The organism is Natronoarchaeum philippinense (assembly GCF_900215575.1).
In the GTDB taxonomy this organism is placed as follows: domain Archaea; phylum Halobacteriota; class Halobacteria; order Halobacteriales; family Natronoarchaeaceae; genus Natronoarchaeum; species Natronoarchaeum philippinense.
Window position 1 is genome coordinate 288,804 of record NZ_OBEJ01000002.1, and the last position, 24,287, is coordinate 313,090.

At 68.1% G+C, this 24,287-nt stretch carries 22 protein-coding genes and 1 tRNA gene; 11 read left to right on the forward strand and 12 right to left on the reverse strand.

Features of this window, described 5'->3' with window-relative positions; all coding sequences use genetic code 11:
* The first annotated feature begins 106 nt into the window (after window positions 1–106).
* The 3 genes from CRO01_RS08290 (at window position 107) to CRO01_RS08300 (ending at window position 3,049) form a co-directional block, all read left to right on the forward strand.
* Window positions 107–1,075, forward strand: a complete 969-nt coding sequence (locus tag CRO01_RS08290; protein ID WP_097008663.1) for an ROK family protein — start codon at window positions 107–109, stop codon at window positions 1,073–1,075.
* Window positions 1,076–1,193: 118 nt separating this feature from the next.
* Window positions 1,194–2,597, forward strand: a complete 1,404-nt coding sequence (locus CRO01_RS08295; RefSeq protein WP_097008664.1) for an LVIVD repeat-containing protein — start codon at window positions 1,194–1,196, stop codon at window positions 2,595–2,597.
* Between the two features lie 71 nt (window positions 2,598–2,668).
* Complete coding sequence (locus tag CRO01_RS08300; protein ID WP_097008665.1) at window positions 2,669–3,049, forward strand: NifU family protein; 381 nt, start codon at window positions 2,669–2,671, stop codon at window positions 3,047–3,049.
* Here CRO01_RS08300 and CRO01_RS08305 read toward each other — a convergent pair whose 3' ends face one another.
* From CRO01_RS08305 to CRO01_RS08315, 3 genes are all read right to left on the reverse strand, one after another.
* A complete protein-coding gene (locus CRO01_RS08305; protein WP_097008666.1) occupies window positions 3,050–3,412 on the reverse strand; it encodes a cell division protein SepF in 363 nt (120 codons plus the stop codon).
* 143 nt (window positions 3,413–3,555) lie between these two features.
* Window positions 3,556–4,617 carry a PGF-CTERM sorting domain-containing protein gene (locus CRO01_RS08310; protein WP_097008667.1) on the reverse strand — a complete coding sequence of 354 codons (1,062 nt, stop codon included), beginning with the start codon at window positions 4,615–4,617 and terminating at the stop codon, window positions 3,556–3,558.
* Window positions 4,618–4,791: 174 nt separating this feature from the next.
* Window positions 4,792–5,271 carry an RNA-binding protein gene (locus CRO01_RS08315; protein WP_097008668.1) on the reverse strand — a complete coding sequence of 160 codons (480 nt, stop codon included), beginning with the start codon at window positions 5,269–5,271 and terminating at the stop codon, window positions 4,792–4,794.
* A 346-nt stretch (window positions 5,272–5,617) separates the two neighbouring features.
* Here CRO01_RS08315 and CRO01_RS08320 point away from each other — a divergent pair, with 346 nt between their 5' ends.
* From CRO01_RS08320 to CRO01_RS08330, 3 genes are all read left to right on the forward strand, one after another.
* The gene (locus CRO01_RS08320; RefSeq protein ID WP_097008669.1) at window positions 5,618–5,911 is read left to right on the forward strand and encodes a DUF7562 family protein; all 294 of its coding nucleotides are present in this window, start codon (window positions 5,618–5,620) and stop codon (window positions 5,909–5,911) included.
* An 87-nt stretch (window positions 5,912–5,998) separates the two neighbouring features.
* Window positions 5,999–7,309 carry an RNB domain-containing ribonuclease gene (locus tag CRO01_RS08325; RefSeq protein WP_097008670.1) on the forward strand — a complete coding sequence of 437 codons (1,311 nt, stop codon included), beginning with the start codon at window positions 5,999–6,001 and terminating at the stop codon, window positions 7,307–7,309.
* A 222-nt stretch (window positions 7,310–7,531) separates the two neighbouring features.
* Window positions 7,532–8,227, forward strand: a complete 696-nt coding sequence (locus tag CRO01_RS08330) for a hypothetical protein (RefSeq protein WP_097008671.1) — start codon at window positions 7,532–7,534, stop codon at window positions 8,225–8,227.
* An 87-nt stretch (window positions 8,228–8,314) separates the two neighbouring features.
* Here CRO01_RS08330 and CRO01_RS08335 read toward each other — a convergent pair whose 3' ends face one another.
* On the reverse strand, window positions 8,315–9,625 hold the full coding sequence (locus tag CRO01_RS08335; protein ID WP_097008672.1) for a tRNA pseudouridine(54/55) synthase Pus10: 1,311 nt from the start codon (window positions 9,623–9,625) through the stop codon (window positions 8,315–8,317).
* Between the two features lie 142 nt (window positions 9,626–9,767).
* Between CRO01_RS08335 and trmY the strand changes: the two genes are divergently transcribed.
* Window positions 9,768–10,358 (forward strand): tRNA (pseudouridine(54)-N(1))-methyltransferase TrmY, encoded by a 591-nt coding sequence (gene trmY, locus CRO01_RS08340; RefSeq protein WP_097008673.1) that lies wholly within the window; start codon window positions 9,768–9,770, stop codon window positions 10,356–10,358.
* A 59-nt stretch (window positions 10,359–10,417) separates the two neighbouring features.
* A tRNA-Pro gene (locus tag CRO01_RS08345) sits at window positions 10,418–10,490 on the forward strand.
* 348 nt (window positions 10,491–10,838) lie between these two features.
* On the opposite strand, the gene CRO01_RS08350 is transcribed toward CRO01_RS08345, so the two are convergent.
* Complete coding sequence (locus CRO01_RS08350) at window positions 10,839–11,261, reverse strand: hypothetical protein (protein ID WP_097008674.1); 423 nt, start codon at window positions 11,259–11,261, stop codon at window positions 10,839–10,841.
* A gap of 166 nt (window positions 11,262–11,427) precedes the next feature.
* Between CRO01_RS08350 and CRO01_RS08355 the strand changes: the two genes are divergently transcribed.
* The 3 genes from CRO01_RS08355 (at window position 11,428) to arcS (ending at window position 15,525) form a co-directional block, all read left to right on the forward strand.
* Window positions 11,428–11,976 carry an NUDIX hydrolase gene (locus tag CRO01_RS08355; RefSeq protein WP_097008675.1) on the forward strand — a complete coding sequence of 183 codons (549 nt, stop codon included), beginning with the start codon at window positions 11,428–11,430 and terminating at the stop codon, window positions 11,974–11,976.
* Window positions 11,977–12,027: 51 nt separating this feature from the next.
* A complete protein-coding gene (gene tgtA, locus CRO01_RS08360; protein WP_097008676.1) occupies window positions 12,028–13,497 on the forward strand; it encodes a tRNA guanosine(15) transglycosylase TgtA in 1,470 nt (489 codons plus the stop codon).
* A 276-nt stretch (window positions 13,498–13,773) separates the two neighbouring features.
* Window positions 13,774–15,525 (forward strand): archaeosine synthase subunit alpha, encoded by a 1,752-nt coding sequence (gene arcS, locus CRO01_RS08365; protein ID WP_097008677.1) that lies wholly within the window; start codon window positions 13,774–13,776, stop codon window positions 15,523–15,525.
* Between the two features lie 2 nt (window positions 15,526–15,527).
* Here arcS and CRO01_RS08370 read toward each other — a convergent pair whose 3' ends face one another.
* From CRO01_RS08370 to CRO01_RS08400, 7 genes are read right to left on the reverse strand one after another with little or no spacing between them, the layout of a single operon-like run.
* Entirely contained in the window at window positions 15,528–16,904 is a 1,377-nt protein-coding gene (locus CRO01_RS08370; protein WP_097008678.1) for a glycerate kinase type-2 family protein, read from the reverse strand.
* Between the two features lies 1 nt (window position 16,905).
* A complete protein-coding gene (locus CRO01_RS08375) occupies window positions 16,906–17,685 on the reverse strand; it encodes an SDR family NAD(P)-dependent oxidoreductase (RefSeq protein WP_097008679.1) in 780 nt (259 codons plus the stop codon).
* Between the two features lie 54 nt (window positions 17,686–17,739).
* Window positions 17,740–18,579, reverse strand: a complete 840-nt coding sequence (locus tag CRO01_RS08380) for a sugar phosphate isomerase/epimerase family protein (RefSeq protein WP_097008680.1) — start codon at window positions 18,577–18,579, stop codon at window positions 17,740–17,742.
* Window positions 18,576–19,928: a glucoamylase gene (locus CRO01_RS08385; RefSeq protein WP_097008681.1), complete on the reverse strand. Its 1,353-nt coding sequence runs from the start codon at window positions 19,926–19,928 to the stop codon at window positions 18,576–18,578. Before CRO01_RS08385 ends, CRO01_RS08380 begins: the two co-directional genes overlap by 4 nt.
* A 15-nt stretch (window positions 19,929–19,943) precedes the next feature.
* Entirely contained in the window at window positions 19,944–21,107 is a 1,164-nt protein-coding gene (locus tag CRO01_RS08390) for an ABC transporter ATP-binding protein (protein ID WP_097008682.1), read from the reverse strand.
* A complete protein-coding gene (locus tag CRO01_RS08395) occupies window positions 21,100–23,190 on the reverse strand; it encodes an MGH1-like glycoside hydrolase domain-containing protein (protein WP_097008683.1) in 2,091 nt (696 codons plus the stop codon). Before CRO01_RS08395 ends, CRO01_RS08390 begins: the two co-directional genes overlap by 8 nt.
* The gene (locus CRO01_RS08400) at window positions 23,187–24,287 is read right to left on the reverse strand and encodes an ABC transporter ATP-binding protein (protein WP_097008684.1); all 1,101 of its coding nucleotides are present in this window, start codon (window positions 24,285–24,287) and stop codon (window positions 23,187–23,189) included. The genes CRO01_RS08395 and CRO01_RS08400 overlap by 4 nt, the downstream gene beginning before the upstream one ends.

The window sequence follows — 24,287 nt, forward strand, 5'->3', positions numbered from 1 at the left end:
GCTCTCAGCGGCGCCGCTGTGTCGTGTCTCTCCGAGGATCGCACGATGGCGCGGCGGCCGTGGAAAACTATGCAATTAAGTGCGGCCGCGCTCGTTTGGCACGTACATGGTGAACTACGCGGGGGTCGACCTCGGCGCGACCAACGTCCGGGCGGTCGTCGCCGTCGACGGGACGATCATCGGCTCACACAAGCGGGGAACGCCTCGCGGCCCGACGGGGATCGCCGTCACCGAGGCCGTCCTAGAGTCGCTCCGGGCCGCGTGCGACGACGGCGGAATCGAGCCGTCCTCGATCGCGGCCGCAGGCATCGGATCGATCGGACCGCTCGATCTCGCTGAGGGCGCGGTGATGGACCCGGCGAACCTGCCCGACACGATCGATCGGATCCCCCTGACCGGCCCGATCTCCAAACTGATCGACAGCAGCGACGTGTACCTGCACAACGACACGATCGCGGGCGTCATCGGCGAGCGGTTCCACAGCGACCGCAACCCCGACGATATGGTCTATCTGACGATCTCCAGTGGCATCGGCGCCGGCGTCACCGTCGACGGACACGTCCTCTCGGGCTGGGACGGCAACGCCGGCGAGGTCGGCCACATGATGGTCGACCCGCAGGGACGGCTCACGTGTGGCTGTGGCAAGGACGGCCACTGGGAGGCCTACTGCTCGGGCAACAACATCCCGAGGTACGCCGAGATGATCTACGAGGACGACCCCGTCGACACGGCGATGCCGATCGAGGATCCCGACTTTTCGGCCGCCGACGTGTTCGAGTACGCCGGCGAGGACGCGCTGGCCGACCACGTCATCGACCAGACCGCCCACTGGAACGCGATGGGGCTTGCTAACATCATCCACTCCTACGCGCCGATCGTCGTCTACGTCGGCGGCGCCGTCGCGCTCAACAACGAGGAACTCGTTCTCGATCCGATCCGCGAGAAGCTCCCCGAAATGGTCTTTACGAACCTCCCCGACGTGCAGTTGACGACGCTGGGCGACGACGTGGTCGTGAAAGGTGCCCTCGCCAGCGCGATGACCGAGGGGACCGGCGACCGGACTCGGATGTCGTAGCGGCCGGGACGCCACGGCGGCTCGACGCTGCACCGCGGACTGTTCTGTCTGTTGTACGCGACTGTTCGGCCCTGCCCCCACCGGACGCTTTAACACGCGGACGGCCTGACACTCGGGTATGCGACGACGCGACGTTCTTCGAGCGGGTATCGGCGGCCTCGCGCTCACGGCCGCCGCCGGCGATTCGGCGGCACACCCGGACCAGCACTTTCTGCCGTTCGGGAGCGTCGATGTCGACGGCGCAAAGGAGGCGGTCGTCGGCGACGACGGGACGGTCGCGTACGTTGCCGCCGGTAACGGATTCGCGACCGTCGATGTCTCCGATACCACCGCCCCGCAGCTCCTCGCCGAGCGCCGCGAGCCGCTTGCCGACCGATCGGAAGGCCCGGTCGGCGAACTCTGGGACTGCCGGCTCGACGGCGACCGGCTGATCGTCGTCGGCCCGGCAAACACGGCTGCCGACCTCCACAACGGCGTCTTGCTGTACGACGTATCCGATCCGGCGGCGCCGGAACTACTTACGTTCTACCGGACCTCGTTCCCGATCCACAACGCCGAGTTCGCCGACGGACGGGTGTATCTCACCGGCAACGACGGACTCTCGAACCCGCTGGTGATCCTCGACGCCGCCGACGACGGGCTAACGCAGATCGGCCGGTGGTCGCCGCTTTCCTACGACGACGGCTGGGCGGATGTCGGCCCTTCCTTGCGCCCGCTGCACGACGTGCAGGTCAGAGACGGGTTGGCGGCGCTTGCCTACTGGGACATCGGGACGTGGCTCGTCGACGTGTCCGATCCCGCGAACCCGTCGTACGTCGCCCGCGTCGGGGACTACGACCGCGAGGAACTGACCGGCCTCGACACGATGGCAGCCGCGACCGAGCGCATGATCCCTCCCGGGAACGCCCACTACTGCGAGTTCAACGACGACCGGACGGTACTCGGCGTCGGCAAGGAAGCGTGGGCCGTCGAGGACGGCAACGGCGACCGGCGCGGCGGACCCGGCGGCATCAGCCTCTACGATATCTCTGACCCGTCGGCACCCGAGCAACTGGCACATATCGACGCGCCGGCCGCCGAGAACAACACCCGACAGGGGCAGTTCACTACGTCGCACAACTTCGAGCTCTCCGAGGGACGGCTCTACTCCTCGTGGTACTTTGGCGGCACGATGATCCACGACGTGCGCGACCCGTCCCGCCCGATCCGGATCGCGTGGTGGCAAAACCCCGACGAAGCGAGCTTCTGGACGGCCCGGCTCGCCAGAGCCGGCGAGTGCGTCGTCGCCAGCAGTGCCGAGGCGACCACTCCCCAGCTCGCAGAGCAAGGACGCCTCTACACCTTCCCGGACGGTCCGGTCAGCGACGCCGCGCTTCCGGAGGGTGTTGACGAGCCTGACGGTTCCGGCGGGGAGAACGGTGACAACTCGGGGACGCCGCTGCCGGGCTTTGGCGTCAGCGCGGCGGCGCTCGGGCTCGGACTCGGCGCTTGGAGCGCGCTGCGGCGCGACGCCGAAGAGTGACCCACAGCCGACTTGTTACCGTCCGCGGAAACCCGAACGCTTTCCATGCACGGGACCCCTACGTACGACTAATGAGCACCGACGCCTCCGAGGACGCTCCCGACGACGCGGGCGACGGCGAGGAGACGCTCGCCGAGGAGATCGAGACGTGGCTGGTAAAACAGATGCCGATCATCCAGATGCACGGCGGGACGAGCAACGTTCGCAAGGCCGACCCCGAGACGGGCGAGGTCGTCGTCGAACTCGGCGGCGGCTGTGCCGGCTGTGACGTGGCAGACATCACGGCTGGCAACATCGAGGCCGACCTGATCAAGAAGTACCCCGAGGTCAGCGAGGTGACGGTTCGGGTCCCCGAATCCGGGGACAGCTTCGGCGTCGACCAGAAAGAGAGCGTGATGGGGGTCGACCGCACCGAAGGCGGGCGCGGCGACTTCAAAGACGGCCGCTGGTAGCTACGCGCCGTTGCCGAGCTTTTTGCGGCTGATCTTCACGCCCGTCGGCGTCACGATCAGCTGGTCGTCGCCCTTCTGAACGATGTCGCCGTCGACTTCGCTGGCGACCTGTCGCAGCTCGTCGATGACGTGTTCTGCTGTGCTGTCGCTGGTTCGGAGTCGCGTGATGTCCGCGATCACCATGTCGCCGTCGTAGACGGCGTCTTTGATGTCGATGGCGTCTGCCTGTCCGCTGATCTCGGCGATGTGAACCTGCATCGCCGCCTCCGTTGCGACCGACTCGAAGTCGTCGAGATCGAGCTCGACGTAGTCCTCGGTGCTCCGAGAGCCCCGGCCGCCGAGGATGGTGCTCATGAGACCCATATCGAAACCCGACCGGCGCAGCGAGTATAGTTCTTGCCCTGCCGGCCCGGCTTTCGGACGCCCTCTGTCGGACGCGAGTCAGACGCAGCGGGGTCTGGCGTTGCGGCGACAGCATCGCGTGGCTCCGGACTGCCGTGGGGGGGTCAGCGGCGCGCGCGTGTCAGCGCGACGACTGACAGCGCGACGAGCGTGATCGTGACGCCGAAGCCGGGGAGCGAGTCGCCGTCGTCGCTGGCTCCTGTCGCTCTATCGGCGGACTCGTTTTCTTCGCCGGACTCGTTCCCGCCGCCGTTCGGATCGGGGTCGGTGCCGTTCTGCGCGTCCTGCCCGTCGTTCGGGTCGGTGGTGTTGCCGTCGTCACCGTCGTCACCGCTTTCAGGATCGGTCCCGTCGTCCGGATCGGACTCGTCGCCGGTGCCGTCGTCCGCGGGCGGGTCCAGTTGGAGCACGACGACGACCTGTCCGTGGGAGGCGCCGGGGCGGTACGTCCAGCCACCGACCTGTTCGTAGGGGACGGCGTCGGCGACCGGGTCGATGTCGGTATCCCAGCCGGGCATGTTCGCCTGCTGGATGTAGCCCGCCACGTCAATTCGGTCGGCGTGCTCGCCCTCGATACGGGCCGCGCCGTAGCTGATCGTCGCGTTCTCGCTGGGGCCGTGGAACTCCACGCAGTGGCTGTCGAGGTAGCCATCACCCTGCGCGACATCCGGGCTGGTTCCGAACTGATCGGCGTCCAGCGGTCGCTCGTAGTGCTCGGTCAGCGGGTATTGGACCTCGATCGGATCGGCTTCCGAGTGCCACGACAGCGTCTCCCCGGTCGGAATCGTGACCTGCGTGTCCGGCACCGATTCGCCGGCGACGACGTTGCCCGCTTGGTTCACCAACGTGACGCAGATCTTGCCCGAGCCGGAGCCGAGATACGGATCTCGGTACTCGTCGCGCGGGTTGACGTAGCTCACCCAACTCCCGTCGCTGGCGGCGGCCTCGAAGTACTCGTCGCCCTCCTCGGGCGCCTCGACGACGAATTCCGATTCGAGGAGTTCACTGTCAGTTCCGTTCTCACCGGGGGGTGCGGCGGTCTGCGCGGCGGGATCGGCGTGCTGTGCGTTCGGCGCCGCGGCGGCAACCGCGACGACGCCACCCAGTACAAGCACTGCGAGGGCGGCGATTACGATCGTTCTGGTCGGAGGCGTGTGTTCGGCCATGGTTCGTGCATCGGCCCGGCGTGCCGTGACGGCGTCCGGGCACTCGTGACTGGCCGACGCGATACCCGTTTGAAGTAATCGCCTTGATTACCGACGGAAGCGTCTCGATTACCGACGTAAGGTTACGCTACACGAACGGTAAGGACAGTTTTCGGCGTCGTTGGGCAGTCGCCCTCAGACGACGAAGTCGTACAGGTCGTCGCCGACGTGGTGGACCGAGTCGACCACTTTCCCCTCGTCGCCGTCCATTTCCTCGCCGTCGACGCGGGCCCGTCCGATGCCGAGCACCTTGCCGTGGGACTCCTCGGCGATCGCCACGAGATCGCCGGCCGCGATGCTCTCGTCGGCCTCGACGATGCCGGGCCGCATCACGTCGGCGCCGTCGCTGACGAAAGACACGGCGCCGGCGTCGACCGTGACGACGTTACTCTCGGGATCGCACGCGTTGGCCCCACGAACCGTCAGGAACGGCTCGTCGTCGACGTACAGCACGAGCGGGTCGCCGTCGACCAGCACCAGATCGAACTCGGTGCCCTCCAACTCGACCAGTTCGTAGGAATCGCCGCCGACGTCGACGCCGAGTTGCGCTCCGATCGTCGACTCCAGTTCCGACACGTCGTCGCTCCGGAGGTGGTGACGAGATTTGACTTCCATATTCGGACCGAGCAGGCCCTCCAGCATAAACGCCGCGTTCCTGCCGGTTTCTCAGAACTGCTCGTCGACCCACGACGGCCGAGCCACGTCGACCGACCCGAGTGCGTTGATCGTGAACGAGGTATTCTCGTGAGCTGTGACGATCTGCTGAGCGCACTCATCTGGACAGCGACCTCGTAGACAGACGCTACGTACCCCGAACGCGGTTTTGGTCCGCTTTTCGACGTTTCTGGGCCGGGAATGCTGTCGATACCGCCGAAACTGTCCGTCGTTCCGTGACGGTCGGCCGACCCTTCTCGATCGACGGCGAACAAACGCTAAGTGGTCGCAGGTCTTGTGGTAGCGTATGTGGGGATCCCGGTCCCGGGAGTCGAAGTCGGTCACCTGTATCGCCTGTGGGACCTCACTCCGCCGCGAGCACGCCCGCGAGTACGACAAGTACGGCGATCGGTGGGACCGCGACGGCAAGGAGTTCGAGTACCTCTGTAAGGCCTGCGACCGTGAGCTGTGCCACCAGCCCCGCGACGAACTCGAAGGGCTACTCGTCGAAGTGGCTGCCGGCGAACACTCACAGGACGAGTTTTTGTCGTGGTACAGCGCGCTCGTCGAGGAGCGGTACGGCTCGCTCGAAGAGCAGTAGCCGGCCTCGGGGCGGTCGCAAGCCACCGGCCGCTCGCTTCGGCGCCGTTGCGATACGTCTATCCGTTCCACCGCCATAGCTGGTGGCATGACCAGCGAGTCCCAGGCCGAAGCGGGCACGGCCGAGAGCCAGGGCCCCGTCGAGATCGACGAGGAGATGGCTCGCCACCTAGAGAACAAGCGCGAGGAACTGTTCGAGAAACTCGGGATCCGTGACGAGTTCCCGCAGGAAGTCCTCGACGAAGCCGAGGAACGGACCGAGGGAATCCAGCAACAGATCGCCGACGAAGTCGACGAGCGCGACGATCTGCGGGAGATGACCACGTGGACCGTCGACCCGATCGACGCCCAAGACTTCGACGACGCCATCTCGATCGAGGAGCGCGACGAGGAGTACGTGCTGTGGGTCCACATCGCCGACGTGACCCACTACGTCAACCCCGACACCGCGATGTGGGACGAGGCCGTCGAGCGGGGCAACACCGTCTACCTGCCGGGCTACACGATCCACATGCTCCCCCCGGTGCTGGCCGAGACGGTCTGCTCGCTCGTCCCCAACGAGGATCGGCTCGCCCACACCGTCGAGATGCACCTCGACAAGGAGACGCTGGGCTACGACGAGATCGAGATCTACAAGTCGGTGATCCGCAGCGACGCCCGCCTGACCTACACCGAAGCCGAGAACCTGCTCGACGAGCCCGAGTCGGCCGACGACCTGCTGGAAGACCCCGAAGTCGATCTCGCCGAGAAGTGCGAACTCGTCTGGGAGGTCGCCGACCGGATGCACGAACAGCGCAAGGAAGAGGGATCGCTCGTGCTCAACCCCGCGCGGGACCGGGCTCACACGATCATCGAGGAGTGCATGCTGAAGGCCAACAAGGCCGTCACGCACAAGCTCATGTGGGACCGCGGCGTCGAGGCGATGTATCGGGTTCACCCCCAGCCCAGCCCCGACGAGTGGGACGAGGCGCTGCGGGAGATTCAGGAACTCGACGGCGTGTCGATCCCCGCCGACTCGTGGGACGACCCGCGCAAGGCCGTCAACGCTACCTTAGAGGAAGCGCCGGGCCGCCAACTCGACAAGATCCAGTGGGCCGTGATGAAGGTGATGCCCCGCGCGAAGTACATGAACGACCCCTTCGGCGGCCACCACGCGCTGAACTTCGAAATTTACGGCCACTTCACCAGTCCGATCCGCCGACTCTCGGACCTGATCAACCACTGGATCGTCTACACGAACGACGTGCCGGAGGATCTCGCCGCGCTGTGTGACCACGCCTCCGACCAGCAGAAAGACGCCGAACAGTGCGAGCGCGAGTACAAGGACTTCCTGCAGGAGGTCGGCCTCGACCCCAGCGCGGTGAACAACCGCGGGATCGAGGTCGTCGACGAGGAGTAGACGAGTCGACTGCTCGGGAGAGCATCGCTCTTCCGGTGTCGTCGACGAGTAGCGCCAGACGACGCCGCCGACGGGAAGGCGGGACGCCGCTCCCTAGACGGCCACGGCCCGCTGATTTCCGGTGTCTCGGTGCGACGCGATCCGCGACGCTCGCGGAAGGCTACAATCGCCGTTTTACCTTAGCGATCCTATTAGTCCCGAGAACGAATACACGCAATCGGCATGTACAGGGAGGCAACGTTCGCCCTAGCTCTCCTCGCGCTCCTCGTCGGCGGAGCGGGGACAGTGGCAGCGACTCCCGGCGACGCAGGTATCTGCGTCGTCGGTGCAGACACAGCGTGCACCGACGACTCGGCGTCCGACGACGCCGTCGAACTCCACGATAGCGCCAGCAGCAACGACTCGGCGGCTGTCGGCATCTGTCAGATCGGCGTCGACTCGCCGTGCAACGGCGACGCCGCCCGGAGTACCGAGACGACGACCGGCTCGGAAAGCGCGGGCCACGAGTCCGGACCGGTCTGGGGTCACGAAAGTCAGCACAGCAACGGCCACACCGACGCCCGCTTCGGGGGCGTGCAGTCGCTGCTGTCGAACAGCTTCCTCGACACCCTGTTCGGCGGCGCCGATAGCGTCTCAGAATCGACCCGAGCGACGGCCGAGAACGGCAGCGCTGGCGTCTGCGTGATCGGCGCCGACTCGCCGTGTAACGGCGGCGAAACGCGAGACAGCGGCTCGAACTCCCACTCCTCCAGCGCGTCTCACGGCGAATCCGGACAGGTCTGGATCCCCGAGGATCAGAACCACGACGGTGAGATCGACGAGGAGTTCCGCGCCGATTCCGGTGCCAGCGGTAGCGCGAGCACAGGATCGGCATCAACCGCTAGCATCGGCGGTGTCCTCACGGCCATCTTCCGCTGACAGCGATCGGCCCTCTCACTGATTCCTCGCTGACGACGACCGGCCCTCCCGACGACATCTCGTTGCCGTCGCCGTTCGCTTTGTTCCTCAGTTCTCCTCGCTGTTCCGGAAGAACTCCTCGACCTCGAAGGGCTCGGACTCGCCCTCGACCGCGATCACGTCCAGCGCCGTCACCTCGGCGTCGACGCCGAGCAGTCCCGCCAGACTGGGCTCGGTTCGGCCGTCGTCGCCGCTGACCAGCTCTTTGACGTACAGGCCGCCCTCGCCGTGGAGTTCGAGCGTCCCGTGGCGCTCGTCGTCGAGGTCGCCGTCGATTTCGTACACGTCCCGCGTCCGGGTCAGGCTCGCCCGGCGATGGTCGACGCGCTGGGGTGTGTGCTGGTCGACCGTCGTCCCTTCGAGATCGTCGAGCGCCTCGGCGAGCGCGGCCTCGGTGACCGGCGCGCCGAACTCAACGTCCATCCGGTAGGTCTTGCTCGCGTCGTGTTCCTTGACGCGCTCGACCATCTCGTGGGTGGCGAGTCGCAGCCCCTCGACCTCGACCGCGCCGTCGGCGGCATCGTTGATCTCGGCTTCCAGCGCTTCGGCGTCGGGCTCACGGCGCTGGGGCTCTTTGACCTCGACGACGAACGGCCGGCCGGTTTCCAGCATCAGTGCGTCCACGTCCTCGCGGCCGGCGCCGTGGAAGACGGCTTCGTCGCCGTCCATCGCCTCCTCGACGTGGGGGGCGACGTAGCCCTCGACGCTGTCGTCGTAGAGGTAGCCGCTGCCGCCGCAGTAGTCACAGTCCTCCTCGCCGTCGGGGGCGAGTTGCTTCCCGCTGCCGCCACACTCCCGACAGGGCCACTCCGTCTGTGGGATGTCCCGCTCCAGTTTTCGGTAGCGCCCGTAGACGAACGCAGGATTGACTTGGAACTCCACGTCGCCGTCGCGTTCGAGATTGAGCAAGGCGAGCACGTCGGGCCGGTCGAAGTCGACCTCGCTGTCGGTGAGTCGGCCGACGCGCTTGCCGACCTCGCGGTTGAACGCCGACTTGAACAGCTCGCCGGCGTCCTCGTCCATGTCGGCCTCCTCGCGCAGCAACACGTCGTTTTCCTCGATCAGCGGCGGGACGCGCGTCCCGACCTGATAGGTGTCGAACGCGACGCCCTCGGCGGCCTCGGCGACGCGCTCTGCCCACTCGTCGTACCGGCCGCAGTGGCCTTCACAGACCCAACAGTCCGCGGGGTCGGTCGACTCGTAGGGGTCGTCGTCTTCCAGCGCGATCGTCGTCCGCAGGGCTCGCCCGCGCTGGGCGTTGGTCAGCCCGAAGCTCCGGTCGGCGAAGGGCCGGCCGAGGCAGGCGTCGCAGATCGGCCCCGACGACAGCAGCGTCCGGGCCCGCTCGGTGACGTTCATGGCCGAACCCAGTCGCGGCGGGGTCAATTGCCTTGCGGTGTTGGGGCCGCTTCGACGCCTCGCCAGTGGCGTCGCGTCCGACCACGTGCTTCGGTCGCCGCCGACCGACGCCCCTTTGCCGGCCGCCGCCCGAGTCGGTCGCATGCGCCAGTTCATCGTCCTCGGCCACGACGCCCCCGTCGACGCCGAGTTCTCGCTCGACGACATCGCGGGCGGGGCCGGCCGCCTCGACGTGCTCTGTCGGTGTGTCAACTCCGCCTTTTTCCTCTCGCACGCGATTCGAGAGGACGTACGCGCCCATCTCGTACTGGGCGACGAGTTCACCGTCTCCTTCGAGGGGTCGGACCTGCGCCGGCTCAACCCCGACGAGCGCTCGACCGCCGCGCTGGTTCGCAACGCCCTCGACGAGCGCGAGGAAGCCATCGGCCACATGCCCGTCGAGACCTCGCCCGGCGTCTCGCTGACCCGGCGCGGCTTCGAGCCGCTGCTGGATGCGCTCGATGGCACGGTCGTCCAACTCCACGAGGACGGCGACCCGATCGTCGGCGTCGAGCCACCTGAGGATCCGATCTTCGTGCTCTCGGACCACAACGACTTCACCGACGAGGAAGCTACCCTGCTCGACGCCGCCGCCGACCGGCGCGTCAGGCTCGGCCCCGAGCGCCTGCACGCCGATCACGCGATCACGGTCGCGCACAACTACCTCGACACCGACGGGTTCGAGACCTACTGACCGCCCGCGGCCGTCCGTTCCGCAACCGTTAAAAATGACCCCGGCTTTGGTTCTATTGCGGGCCGGTGGGGTAGCTTGGTATCCTTCGGCCTTCGGGTGGCCGTAACCGCGATTCGAATTCGCGCCGGCCCACTTTTCCCGCACTTTCATTCCGCGTAGCGGTGGCCTTCGGGTGGCCGTAACCGCGTTCTCGTGAGCGAAGCGAACGAGAGCAAGCGAGGCGAGCGTAGCGAGTCTCGCGTGATTCGAATTCGCGCCGGCCCATTTTCACCCCACTTCGCAACGGCGAGCGTTAGCGAGGAGTCCGTAGTGGGTGTGTACATCACGCCGCGCGAATTCGAGCAGACGAGTCGCAGCGCGAACGAAGTGAGCGATCGTCTCGGCGAGTTCGAATTCGCGCCGGCCCACTTTTCCCGCATTCTACACCTTCGAGCACCGCGTAGCGTGAGATGGTCCAGCACGAGCGCGAACCTCGGCTGCTCAGTATGCAATCGGCCCGCCGATTCGCCGCCGCAGGTAGTCCACGAAGACGCCGCCGAGGTAGCCAAGCACCAGCATCAACGGTCCGTAGACGAGTAGGTCGGCTGCCGATAACGCCGCCGCGAAAAAGAGGGCGTCACCGAGCGCGTCAAACTCCGAGCGCACGACGAGCCGATACGACGCGATGACTGGGTGCAGGCTCATCGTGCCCAGCAAGACACCGACGAACGCGTCGTTGGCCGACTGATCGTACAGATCCCCGCGGACGGCCGCGACGCCGCCGGCGACAAACGCCGACGGCAGCAGCCACGCCGGCCTGCGAAACAGAAACACGACGGCAGCGCCAAGTACGACCGTCGCAGACCACGCCCACAGTGCGGGACTGCGAGCGTACTCGAACTCCGGATCGAAGCGCCGTGGCATACACACAGGTCACAGCTTCCGAACATGTATTCTTCGGCGCGACGCCGACGAGACCATTCTCGCGCCGCGGCGTCTCAACCGGCCCGGTTCCCCCGTTCAGTTGGCAGTTCCGACCACCAGTCGGCCGCCGTGAGGCTTTTCGACCTCGCGCCGAAACGCACGAGCGATGGCCGAAGACGACCTCCGGTGGGAGACGCTCGACACGCAGACCGCCTACTCCTGTCCCGGCTTCGACGTTGTGACCGATGCCGTTCGGCTGCCCGACGGCACCGAGGAAAAGTACGATTACCTGACCGAACCGCCGGCGGTCGTGGTGTTGCCGTTCACGCCCGAGGGCGATGTCGTCGTCATCGAGGAGTGGCGCCAAGCCGTCGACCGAGTCAATCGCGGCCTGCCCGTCGGCGGCGTCGAGCCCGAGGACGAGTCGCTGGCTGCGGCAGCCCACAGGGAACTCCGCGAGGAGACCGGCCACGAAGCCGATTCAGTGCGGCACATGACGACCGTCGAGCCGGCCAACGGCATCGCCGACTCGGTGCTGAACGTCTTCGTCGCGGAGGGCTGTCGCCCGACGGCCGAGCAGGATCTCGATCACAACGAAAGTATTCGCGTCGACCGGACGACGTTCGGAGAGCTGAAGACCGCGGTCGAAGCCGACGAGGTCCGCGACGCCAGAACCGTGCTCGCGGTGCTGTACTACGCGCTCGGCGAGGCGTGACGCCGGACTCGGAACGGAATCCTTACGCCCGGGCCCGACCACCCTCCGGTAATGCGAGAGCACTTCGAGCTCCGGGACGCCGACGCGGCCGGCCGGATCGGTCGGTTGACGGTCCCCCGCGCCGACGTGACCGTCGAGACGCCGGTGTTGCTGCCCGTAATCAACCCCAACATCCAGACGATCTCCCCGAGACGACTCTACGAGGAGTTCGGCGCCGAAATCCTGATCACTAACTCCTACATTATTCACGGCGACGACGACCTCCGCGAGGAGGCTCTCGACGTTGGCCTCCACGAACTGCTCGACTTCCCGGGCGCGATCATGACCGACTCGGGCTCCTTCCAGCTGTCCGAATACGGCGAGATCGACGTGACGACCGAGGAGATTCTCCGATTCCAGCGCGACGCCGGCTCGGACATCGGGACGCCGGTCGACATCCCGACGCCGCCGGATGTCGACCGCGAGCGCGCCGAAGACGAGCTTGCGACGACCAAAGACCGCCTCGCCGAAGCCGAGGCCATCGACACGGGCGAAATGCTGGTCAACGCGCCCGTGCAGGGCTCGACGTACCCCGACCTCCGGGAGGACGCCGCGGCCCACGCCGACGCGACCGATCTCGACGTGTTCCCCGTCGGCGCCGTCGTCCCGCTGATGAACGACTACCGGTACGGCGACATGGTCGACGCCGTCGCCGCCGCCAAGCGCGGGCTGGGCGAGGACGCCCCGGTCCACCTCTTCGGCGCCGGCCATCCGATGATGTTCGCGCTCGCGGTTGCGATGGGCTGTGACCTGTTCGACTCTGCCGCCTACGCGCTGTACGCCCGCGACGGCCGGTATCTCACCGTCAGCGGCACCGAACACCTCGACGAACTCGACTACCTGCCGTGCTCGTGTCCGGTCTGTACCGAGCACACGCCCGACGAACTCCGCGCGCTCGACAGCCGCGCCCGAGAGGAGGAACTCGCCGCCCACAACCTCCACGTCACGTTCCAAGAGATCCGCCGGATCAAGCAGGCGATCCGCGACGGCGACCTGCTGGAACTGGTCGAAGCACGCGCTCGCGCTCACCCGGCGATGCTCGACGGCTATCGGGCACTCTGCGATCACGCCGAACAGCTCGAACGCGCAGATCCCGCCTCGAAAGACGCCTTCTTTTATCTCTCCACCGAGAGCGCTGACCGCCCCGAAGTCGTCCGTCACCACCAGCGCCTCGATCGGCTCGACCCCGAGGGCGAGGTGCTCCTGACCGAGGGCAACAACTCCGACAACTTCGACGAGACGTGGCGCGTCGTCCCGCCCTTCGGCCCGTTCCCCCGCGAACTCTCGGAGACGTACCCGCTCACCGCCGAAGTACCAGACCGGAAGGATGCTCGCGCCCTCGAACGCGCGGCCGACGGCGTCGCCCGCCTCGCGGAACTGAACCCCGATGTCGAGTTCACGCTCGGTCATCGCGGGTGGCCGGAATCCGCGCTTGACCGCGTCCCCGACGGCGTTACCTGCTGGAATCTCTCCGAGTGGTAAGTTAGGACCTCGCCTCGCCACAGATTTATCACCGATCGAGCGGCCAGCACCGCCGTGATCTGATCGACGCCGCGGGGCGGTCAGCGATCGCGCGGCACGCCGCTCCGCGGGCGCCGGGTTTCTCCCGGCCGAGTGCCGCCTGTTCGCCATCCACCGACCAGTCTCGACGATGCTCGGCGTCGCCGCGAGACTGGCGACGCCCCTGTGCATCGCCGAGCCGCGGCGTCACCGCCGGGGACCGACAGCCTCATTCGACCGCCCCGGCACCGTAGAGGTATGACTGAGTACTTCGAGGTGACCGAGCGGGACGCCGCCGCGCGGATCGCCCAACTTCGCCTCGACGAGCCGCTGACGACGCCGGCGATCGTCGACGATGTCGTCGAGGACGCCGGCAGCCTCTGGCCCGAGGAGCAGGAACTCCCCGAGGGCTCCGAAGACCGACTCACGATCCTGCCCCACCGCGGCTTTCCTTCGGGCACCGCCGACGAAGTCAAGGAGTCGTTCGCGGTCGACTACCCCGAAGTCGAGTATCCCAGCGCGGTCGTCGTCGATTCCGACACGGCCGACGATTACGGCGCCGACGCCTACGTCTTCTCGGGCACGCAGAACGTGATCGGCCACGGGCGGGCGTTCCGCGACGCCGTCGTCGAGACGCGCGAGGCCATTCCCGCCGACAGCGGACTCTACCTCTCGGGCGTCGCCACGCCGGCCAACGCCGCTACGCTGGTCTACGCCGGTGTCGACCTGCTCGACGCCGATCGCGCCGTGGTGAAGGGAACGCAGGGCAAGTACCTCACCAGCGAGGGCGAGCACTTCCTCTCGGATCTGACGGAGCTGCCCTGTGCCTGCTCGGCGTGCCAGCAATCGGTCGAGTCGTTCGACCGCGAGGACTGCGTCGAGCACAACGTCAACGCCCTGCGCGCCGAACTCGCCACCGTCCGCGAGCGCATCCGCGCCGGCCGGCTTCGGGACTACATCGAGGGGCAAGCTCGCCACGAACAGTGGTGTACCGCCGCCTTCCGCCAGTTCGACCAGCAGTGGTCGTACCTCGAACAGCGGACGCCGGTGCTGCGCGGCTCGGAACTGGTCTCTGCGACCGAAGACACGATCCGTCGCGTCGAGATCCAGCGCTTCGCCGAGCGGGTCACCTCCCGCTACAAGAATCGGTTCGACAACCCGCTCGTGCTGGTTCCCTGCTCGGCCCAAAAGCCCTACAGCGAGTCCCAGAGCCACGGCCAGTTCCACGACGCAATCGGATTCCGCGGCCACACCGTCTCGATGACCAGCCCGATCGGCGTCGTCCCTCAAGAGCTCGAAACCACCTACCCCGCCCAGCACTACGACTCGGTGGTGACCGGGCGCTGGTCCGAGGACGAAAAGCAGTTCGTCGCCGACGTGCTGGAGGCGTATCTCCGGCGCAACGAGTACCCGAAAGTTATCGCACACGTCCCCGAAGAAGGGTACCGCGACATCTGCGAGCGCGTCGAAGCCGAACTCGGACTCGACTTCGAGTACACCGTCGCCGACCACCCGACCGACGACGAGTCGCTCGTCAACCTCGCCGGTGCGTTAGAGGGCGAACTCAAGTTCTCCAAGCGCGAGCGCGAGCACAACACCGTTCGCGCGATCGCCGACTACCAGTTCGGCCCCGGCGCCGGCGACGAGCTGTTCGACGACATCTCGACCGAGAGCCGCTATCCCAAGCTCCGCGTCAACGGCGCCGACGGCGAGCAGCTCGCGACGATGGTGCCGAACTACGGCGTCCTCTCGTTCACGCTGGCCGGCGCCCGCCGGTGGGTCGAGAGCCCGGCCCCGACCAAGCGCATCGAGATCGACGCGTTCGTCCCCCACGGCGACGTGCTCGCGCCGGGGATCGTCGACGCCGACGAGGAGATCCGCGTCGGCGACGAAGTCGTCATCGAGGGCCCGAAGGCCTTCGGCGTCGGCCGCGCCGAGATGTCCGGCCCCGAGATGGCAGAAAGCACCCGCGGCATCTCCGCGTCGGTGCGCCACGTCGAGGAAAAGTAGAGCTACGACCGCTCGATCACTATCGCTCGCAGGTCGTTCACGTTCGTTCCGCTCGCACCGGTCCGGAGCAACGCGTCGGCGTCGTCGAGCACCGGATAGGCGTCGTTTCGGTTGAGCGCCGCTTGGGCCGCCGAGACGCTGATTTCGCCGTCAGATCCGACAGTCTCCTCGTCGGCGATCGCGCCCGCAGCGTCGGTCGCGCCGTCGATCCCGTCGGTGTCGACCGCGGCGACGACCGCCGGCGCGTCGAGCTCCAGCGCCGCGCTCAGGACGAACTCCTGATTCGGGCCGCCCTCGCCGTGGTCCTCGGCCAGCGTGACGGTCGTCTCGCCCCCAGAGAGTACGATTGCGGGCGGTTCGACCGGATCGCCAGTCGCCGCGATTTCCTCGGCGACGGCGGCGTGGGTCTTGGCGGCCTCCTGTGCTTCGCCGCGGACGCGCGAGGAGAGGATCATCGGAGCGAACCCTCGCTCGGACGCCACGTCGCGGGCCGCGTACAGGGCCGTGTGAGCGCTGGCGACGACGTGGACGGCCGTTCGCTCGAACGCGGCGTCGCCCCGCGTCGGCGTCTCCGGCCGTTCGCCGTCGGCGCCCGCTTGCAGATGTGAATGGACTGCTTCTGGCGCGTCGACGCCGTACCGCCCCAGCACGTCGAGCGCGTCGTCGTAGCTCGTCGGATCGGGCGAGAACGGCCCGCTTGCGATCACGCCGAGGTCGTCGCCCGCAACGTCGCTGATCGCCAGTCCGACGACGGTGGCGGGACTCGCCGCCCGCGCCAGTTGGCCACCCTTGCTCGCCGAGAGGTGTTTGCGCACCGCGTTCATTTCGCCGATCGGAGCGCCGCTGGCGAGCAGCGCCTCGGTCGTCGCCCGGAGGTGGTCGAGCGAGAGATCGCCCGCCGGCGCTGGGAGGAGCGCGCTCCCGCCGCCGGTGATACAGCCGAGCACGAGGTCGTCGGGGCCAGCGCGCTCGGCCAGATCGAGGACGCGCCGTGCGCTCTCGACGCCGCGCTCGCTCGGAACGGGATGGTCGCCCGGAAGCACCTCGATCTGGTCGGTGTCGGCGGGATCGTCGGTAACCACGGCGCCGCCGTCGAGATGCTCGCCGAGCAGGGGTTCGAGCGCCGCGGCGACGTGTCCCGCCGCGTTGCCGCCGCCGAGGACGAGGACGTTGTCGTAGCTACCGAGGTCGTACGTCGCGGCGTCTCCGGCGACCGGCGTCACGGTCAGTTCGCCGTCTTCGACCGCGAGCGCGTCGGCGACGACGCGACGGGGGTGGGCCGCCTCGACGCCAGCGACGAGACAGTCGATCGCGGCTGCCCGCGCGTCACTCCCGGCGAGGTTGGCTCGGCGCTCGATCGAAAGCTCGGGCGCGTCCATGCTAGTAGCCGCCGATCGAGTAGCCGCCGTCGACGAGCAGTTCGGCGCCGGTGATCCACTCGGCGTCCTCGCTGGCGAAAAAGCGCACGGCGTTGGCCACGTCGCGCGGCTCGCCGACGCGGGGCAGCGGCGTCTTTTCGGCCTGTCGTTCGCGGGTCGCCTCGTCGTTCTGATTCTGCATCGGCGTCTGGATCACGCCCGGCAGCACCGTGTTGACCGTCACCTCGTCCTCGGCGAGTTCGAGCGCGAGATCCCGCGTGAGGTTGACGATGCCGGCCTTCGACGCCGAGTAGGGCGCGCCGGCGCCGCCGATGTAGGCGTTGACGCTGCTGACGTTGACGATCCGGCCCTGATCGGACGCCGTCAGGTGCGGGATGGCGTGTTTCGAGAGCAGGAACGTGCCGGTCAGGTTCACGTCGATGACGCGTTGCCACTGCTCGCGGGTCATCTCGGCGGTCGATTCGAGCACCTGAATGCCGGCGTTGTTGACCAGCACGTCGAGCCCGCCGAACGTCTCGACGGTCGCCTCGACCAGCGCCGCGACGGCGTCCTCGTCGGACACGTCGGTCTCGACGTATCGCGCCTCGACGCCGTGCTCGTCCGGCAGCATCTCGTCGGTCGGTCGGTCGTCCTCGCGCTCGTAGTGTTCGATCTGCTTGGGCTCGCGTCGCACGTCGGCGACGACGACGTTCGCGCCCGCCTCGGCCAGCCGGTCGGCGACGCCGCGGCCGATGCCGGAACTGGCGCCCGTTACGATCGCTGTCCTGTCTTGTAGGCTCATAGGTTGGATTGCTCAAGTCGTACTCGGTCGTTCAGTAGCCGATTCGATCGCCGGTCACTTCGTCGTGACGCCCATCTCGCGCAGTCCGGCCATGCTGGCGCTGGCGAGCTCGTCGGGGTTCTCGCCCCAAATCTCGACGCTCACCGGCCCGTCGAAGCCGACATCCGCCAGCGCGTCGAAGACGAGGTCCCACGGCACGTCGCCGTTTCCGGGGGCCTGTCGGTCGGTATCAGCCAGATGGACCAGCCCCAGATCGTCGCCGGCGGCGCGGAACGCGTCGACCGGGTTCGCCGTGCCGTCGGCCATCTGGAAGGTGTCGAGCAGGACGCCCGCGTCGACCGAGAGGGCGTCGGTGAGTTCGAGCGCCTGCTCGGCGGTGTGGGCAACGTCGCACTCGTGGAATCGCAGTGGCTCGACCAGCGGCGTCGCGTCGCCGTACTCGGCGTCGGCGAGCGCGCGGTCGATCGCCCGCGTTGCCAGTTCTCGCGCCTCGGCGGCCGACTGGTCGCCCATCGACCAGCCCGGAACGACGTGGAAGAACTCGGCGTCGACCGCCGCGGCCAGTTCCGCGACGCCTTCGAGGTACGATCGCGCGGCGGCGCGTTCGGCCTCGTCGGGCGCCCCGAGGTTCAGCCCCAGCGGGGGGAAGTGCGAGCAGACGTTCGTTACCGTCAGCCCGGCGTTCTCGACTGTGTCGGCCAACTCCTCGCGCGCTTGCTCGCTCGTGGCTTCGGGGAGCGCGTGGGGTCGGCAGGCCGCCAGTTCGACGGCGTCGTAGCCGTAGCCCGCGATGCGTTCGACCGTCTCCGCGATGCCGTAGGCCGGCCGCCAGTGCGGGAGATACGAGTAGGCCGTCGTGTTGAACGCGACGTGCTCGAAGGATCGCCCGGTCATCGCGTCTCCCGCTTGAGCAGGGCCGTCAGGAACTCGGCGTGACACCACGCGAGCGGTTCGGCAAAGGAGATGACCTCGCGGTCTTCGAGCGCGTCGGCCATCTCGTCGTAGGCCTGTTGCATGTGGCCCAGTTCCTCGGCGATCCGGTCGAAGGGAACGTCACGGAGCACGGCCTCGTCGAACTCCTTCTCGAAGTCGACGCCCGTGTCCCACTCCCGGTCGACGAACTGCTCGAAGCGCTCGCGCGTCGAGAGGTGCTCGGGGATGTGGCCCTCGGCGTCGGCGTGGCCCGTGATCGTCGAGAGCACCGCGTCGCCCCGGTCGCGCTCGCCGCGCTCGAAGCGGAACTGCGCGTGCCAGGCGGTGTACTGCATCCACGGCCCGTTGCCGCCGTGTTGGTGCACGTCGTGGTCGCGGTAGAACCCGCGGAACCGCTGGAGGCCGCCGAGACGAGGGTCTTCCAGCCCGGCCGCCGCGCGCTCGGCCGCGCTGACGGCGTGCTCGCCGAACACGTCGTCGAGGCCGAAGTACGCCGGCGCGAGCAGCGTGATATCGGGGCGCTCGTCGCGCTCGCCGTCGGGCGTGTACCGGCGCGGGACGGGCCGTCCGTCGACGGCGAAACACCGTTCGATTCCCGGTTCGAGCAGCCCGCGAAGTTCGTCGACGCGCTCGGTGACGGCGTCGTCGACCGCGACCGAACTGCCGGCGTCGATCCGATCGAGCGCGCCGGCGGCCTGTTCGAGTCCGCTCAGGAACGCGCAGTTGACCCACAGCGTGTAGCCCGACTCGATCGCGCCCTCGTGGATGCTCGTCGTGCTCTCGATCAGGTGGGCGTTGGCGTCGTACAGTTCCGAGCGGGCCAGCCCCGCCGCGGCGTCGACGGCGTCGACGACCGATTCGAGGAACGCCTCGTCGGCGTCACCGAGGTCGCCGGTCTCGTCGAGGGCCAGCACCGCGTGCGAGAGGATTCTGACGCCGTGAGCGACGTTGTCCTCCTGCTGGTAGATCGACTGGTCGGTGCCGTCGAGCGCGTACCGCTGGTACCACCAACCGTCGTCCTCGACGGCCGCGATAAAGCGGGCCGCGTCGACGATCCGGTCTCGACACGCCGCCGGCCGGACGCCGCTGCGAAGCGCCGCCAGCCATGCGCGGGTGATCGAGGCGATGTCCCGCGGGTACGCGTAGGGGTATCGGTTGTCCGGGTCGCTGGCCAGCGGGACCGCGCCGTCGATCTCGGCGTCGTAGCGCAACTCGTCGAGCACGTCGAGATGGAACGCCGGGTCGTCGATCGGCGCGCCGACGTGCTCGGGCACGATACTGTCTGTCGTCGTCTGCTGAGAGCGAGTCATAGGTAGAAATGGGGATCAGCCGCGCGTGATCGGCTGGGTGCTGGTTTGCTCGTCGCCGACGCCTCTGGTCTTGATCGACGCCGTCGTCTCGGGATCGAACAGGTAGACGTCCTCGGCGGCGACTCGGACGGTCACGTCGTCGCCCGCGTCGGGATAGACGCCCGGCGGAACCCGGGCCGTGAGTTCGTGTCCGGCAACGTCGAGGTAGACGAAGTTGTCGTTACCTTGGTACTCGGCGGCGTCGACCGACGCCGAGAACGCGCAGGTGTCTGTTGTGTCTTCCTCGATCGCTTCGAGGTGGAGGTCCTCCGGGCGGACGCCGAACCGCACCGTGCCGCCGTCGATATTCTCGTCGACCGCTTCTTTCGGGAATCGACCGACGGTCGTCCCGCCGGCGTCGATCTCGTAGGCATCGCCATCGGCACGGGCCACGGCGTCGAACACGTTCATCGCCGGACTGCCGAGGAACGAGCCGACGAACTCGTTTGCCGGGTGATCGTAGGCGTACTCCGGCGGGTCGACCTGCTGGACGACGCCGTCGTCCATGATCGCGAGCCGGTCGGCCATCGTCATCGCCTCGGTCTGGTCGTGGGTGACGTAGACGGCGGTGACGCCGAGGTCGTCTTGGATGCGCTGGAGTTCCGTGCGCATGTGCGACCGGAGCTTGGCATCGAGATTGCTGAGTGGCTCGTCGAGCAGGAACACGTCGGGGTCCCGGACGATCGCTCGACCGAGCGCGACGCGCTGTTTCTGTCCACCGCTCATCGCCTCGGGCTTGTCGTCGAGCAGCTGCTCGATGCCGAGCAGCTCGGCGGTCTCGTCGACCTGCCGCTCGCGCTCGTCGGCGGACATGTCCGTCGAGTGCTTGAGCCCGTAGCCCATATTCTGGCGGGCCGTCATGCGCTTGTACAGCGCGTAGCTCTGGAACACCATGGCGATGTCTCGCTCGCTCGGCGCGAGGTGCTGTACCTCCCGGTCGCGGATCTCGATTTCGCCCTCGGTCACCGTCTCTAGGCCGGCGATCATCCGCAGCGTCGTGGACTTGCCACAGCCCGAGGGGCCGACCAGAACGAGGAACTCGCCGTCCTCGACGGTCAGCGAGGCCTCGTCGACGGCGGTCACCGAGCCGTCGGCGTCGTCGTAAACTTTCGTAACGTCGTGTAGCGTGAGTTCAGCCATCAGAAGTCACCTCTTGGTTGTCGTGCTCTCGGTCCGGGTCGGCGCCGGTCGACGCGGGCGCCTCGCTGGTCGGCGTGACGACCGTCGCGGCGCCGCTCGTTCGTACCGCGTGGCGCCGGTCCCGGCAGAACAGCGTCGCCTCGATCGTCCCGTCGATGCCGTCGGCCGGATCGACCGTCGGCGAGTCCGCCTCGACGCCGACGCCGAGGGCGGCCCGCGCGAAGCCGAAGGCGCTTCCGGCGCTCCACGCCGCGGGTTCGCAGGAATCGGGGTGGGGCGCCCGTCCGGCGTCGGCCTCGGTGCCGTCGAGGCCGATCAGTAGTTCGGGGAAGCCCCAGCGACCGGGATCGCCGGTCGCGGCGGTCGACAGCGTCATCAGTCCGCGTTCTGCCAGCGCCTCGACGGCGTCCTCGCGGCCGTAGCGCGCACAGCCCATCGCGGCGAGGCTAGTGTCGTGGGGCCAGACGCTCCCGCGGTGGTACGACAGCGGATCGAACGCGTCGTGGGAGGCCGCGTACGTCCGGAGTCCGGCGTCGGTCAGCACGTCCGACCGAAGCAGGCGGTCGATGACGCTGTCGGCCCGCTCCTCGGGGACGATGCCACACCACAGCGCGTGGCCCTGATTCGAGGCGACCGCGTCGACCGCGCCGTCGGCGTCCAGTGCGAGGGCATAACAGCCCTCCTCGGGGAGCCAGAACGACTCGTCGAACGCCGTCTGGATCTCTCCGGCGCGCTCGGCGAGGCGTTCGGCGAGATCGTCGTCGCCCCGCGCACTCGCCAAATCGGCCACGCCGTCGAGCGCGCGGTAGGCGTACGCTTGGACCTCCGCCAGCGCGACCGGCGGCGTCGCGGCGTCGCCGTCGGGCCGGGCGATGGCGTCGGCGCTGTCTTTCCAGCCCTGATGGGTCAGTCCGTGCTCGTGGTCGTGGGGCTCGTACCACAGGAAGCCGTCCTCGTCGCCGGTCGACAGCGTCCACTCGGCGGCGTCGACGGCGGCGTCGTACAGCTCGTCGGGGATCGACGCCTCGCCCGCCCACTCACCGTAGGCGGCGACCAGCGCGGCAAACAGCGGCGTCGCGTCGACGGTGCCGTAGTACGGCGACCGGATCGACTCGCCCAGCGCCGGCAGGTCGCCCCGGCGTCCCTCGTGGGGGATCTTGCCCGGCTCGGCGAGCGTGTCCGGGTCGGTCGAGGTCGCCTGTCGTCCCGCGAAGTACGTCAGCACGCTTCGGGTCAGCTCCGGCGCGAACGGGAGCGTCTGGAAGCCGACCAGCAGCGCGTCCCGGCCGAAGGGTGCGACGAAGCGCGGCGCGCCGGCCGCGGGGACGCCCTCGGGAAGCATCAGCGCCCGCAGCGTCTCCGCGGCGGCGTCGAACAGGTTCGGGTAGTCGTCCATCGAAACCGTCGGATCGACATCGACGTCGACCCGGCCGCGGGTCGGCTGGAGCCGAACGGTCGCCACGATCGTCTCGCTCTCGCCCGCGGGGATCGACAGCGTCCGCGACGCCGTCGCCCGGACGGCGTCGTCGGCGTCCGTCGTCTCGGCGTCGGCGCCGTCGAGTTGCACCGTTGCGGTCCGGGTCGTTCCGTCCGGCGACGTTCCCGACAGCCCGGCGCCCGACTCGCGCTCGGTCTCGTCGAGGTCGCGCTCGACGGGGTCCCGCGGCGAGAAGAAGCCGGGGCACTCGAAGACGTGTCGGAACGCGGATTCGGCGGTCAGATCGACCTCGACCGTCCGCTCCGCGGCCGTGTAGTTCGTGAGCGTCGTTTCCAGCGACACCACGTCGCCGTCGACCGTCAGTGACCGGTTCAGCACGAACCGGCGGGCGTCGCCGCGGCCCTCGCCGGGTGCGCCGCCGATCAGGACGGTCTCGACGCCGTCGGGACCGGCTTGCCGTTCGAGGCGATCCCAACCGCTGTCGGGCGCCTCGGGATCGGTCACGCGGACCGCGAACTCGCGGAGGTACTGCGTGTCGTTGCCGTACACGCCGGTCTCGTCGCGGCCGTCCCGAACGTCGCCGGCCTCGCCGACGACGCAGACGACGCCGTCTTGCACCGCGAGCGCGCAGTCCTCGGGAATCATTCCCCGATCACCTCGCCGTCCTCGCCGAATCGGTGGACGGCCTCGGCGGGCAGGCGGAGCGTCGCCGACGTGCCCGATTCGACGGTCTCGGGGCGTTCGCGTAGTCGTGCGGTGACCTGCTCGCCGCCGCAGTCGAACTCAATCTCGTAGGCGTTGCCCAGCGGCTCGACCACGAGCGCTTCGCCGTCGAGTTCGTAGTAGTGGCCGCCGTCCGCGGCGGCGCTCGACTCTTCTGCGACTTCGACATCTTCGGGCCGGACGCCGACGGTTTCGGCGGCATCGAACTGCCCAGGTGCGTCGAACTGGTCCGGTTCGAGGAAGTTCATCGCGGGCTCGCCGAGGAAGCCGGCGACGAACTCGTTGACGGGGTTCTCGTAGACTTCCTTCGGCGTCCCGACCTGCTGGAGCTTACCGTCGTTCATCACCGCGATCCGATCGGCGAGGCTCATCGCCTCCTCCTGATCGTGGGTGACGTAGACGGTCGTCGTGCCGAGCTGTTGTTGCAGGCTGCGAAGCTCCGAACGGGTCTGGACCCGGAGCTTGGCGTCGAGATTCGAAAGTGGCTCGTCCATCAGGAACGCCTTGGGCTCGCGGACGATGGTCCGCCCCAGCGCGACGCGCTGGCGCTGCCCGCCGCTGAGTTGGCCCGGCTTGTTGTCGAGCAGGTCGTCGATCTCCAGCAGTTCGGCGGTGCGCTGGATGCGACGCTCCTCCTCGTCGTCGTCGAGGTCGAGCTTGCCCAGCGGGAACGCGAGGTTCCCCTCGACGGTCTTGTGGGGGTACAGCGCGTAGCTCTGGAACACCATCGAGAGATCGCGCTTCTGGGGTAGGGTCTCGGTGACCTCGCGGTCGCCGATCTCGATGCTCCCTTCCGAGGGCACTTCGAGGCCGGCGATCATCCGCAGGGTCGTCGACTTCCCACAGCCCGAGGGGCCGAGTAGGACGAGGAACTCGCCCGGTCGGATCGTCAAGTCGAGATCGTCGACCGCGACCAGATCGTCGAAGCGCTTGGTGATGTCGTTCAGATGGATCGCCGCGCTCTCGTCGGAGCCAAGCGCGTCCGCGGCGTCGGCGGTAGTGGTGTGCTCGCTCGACAT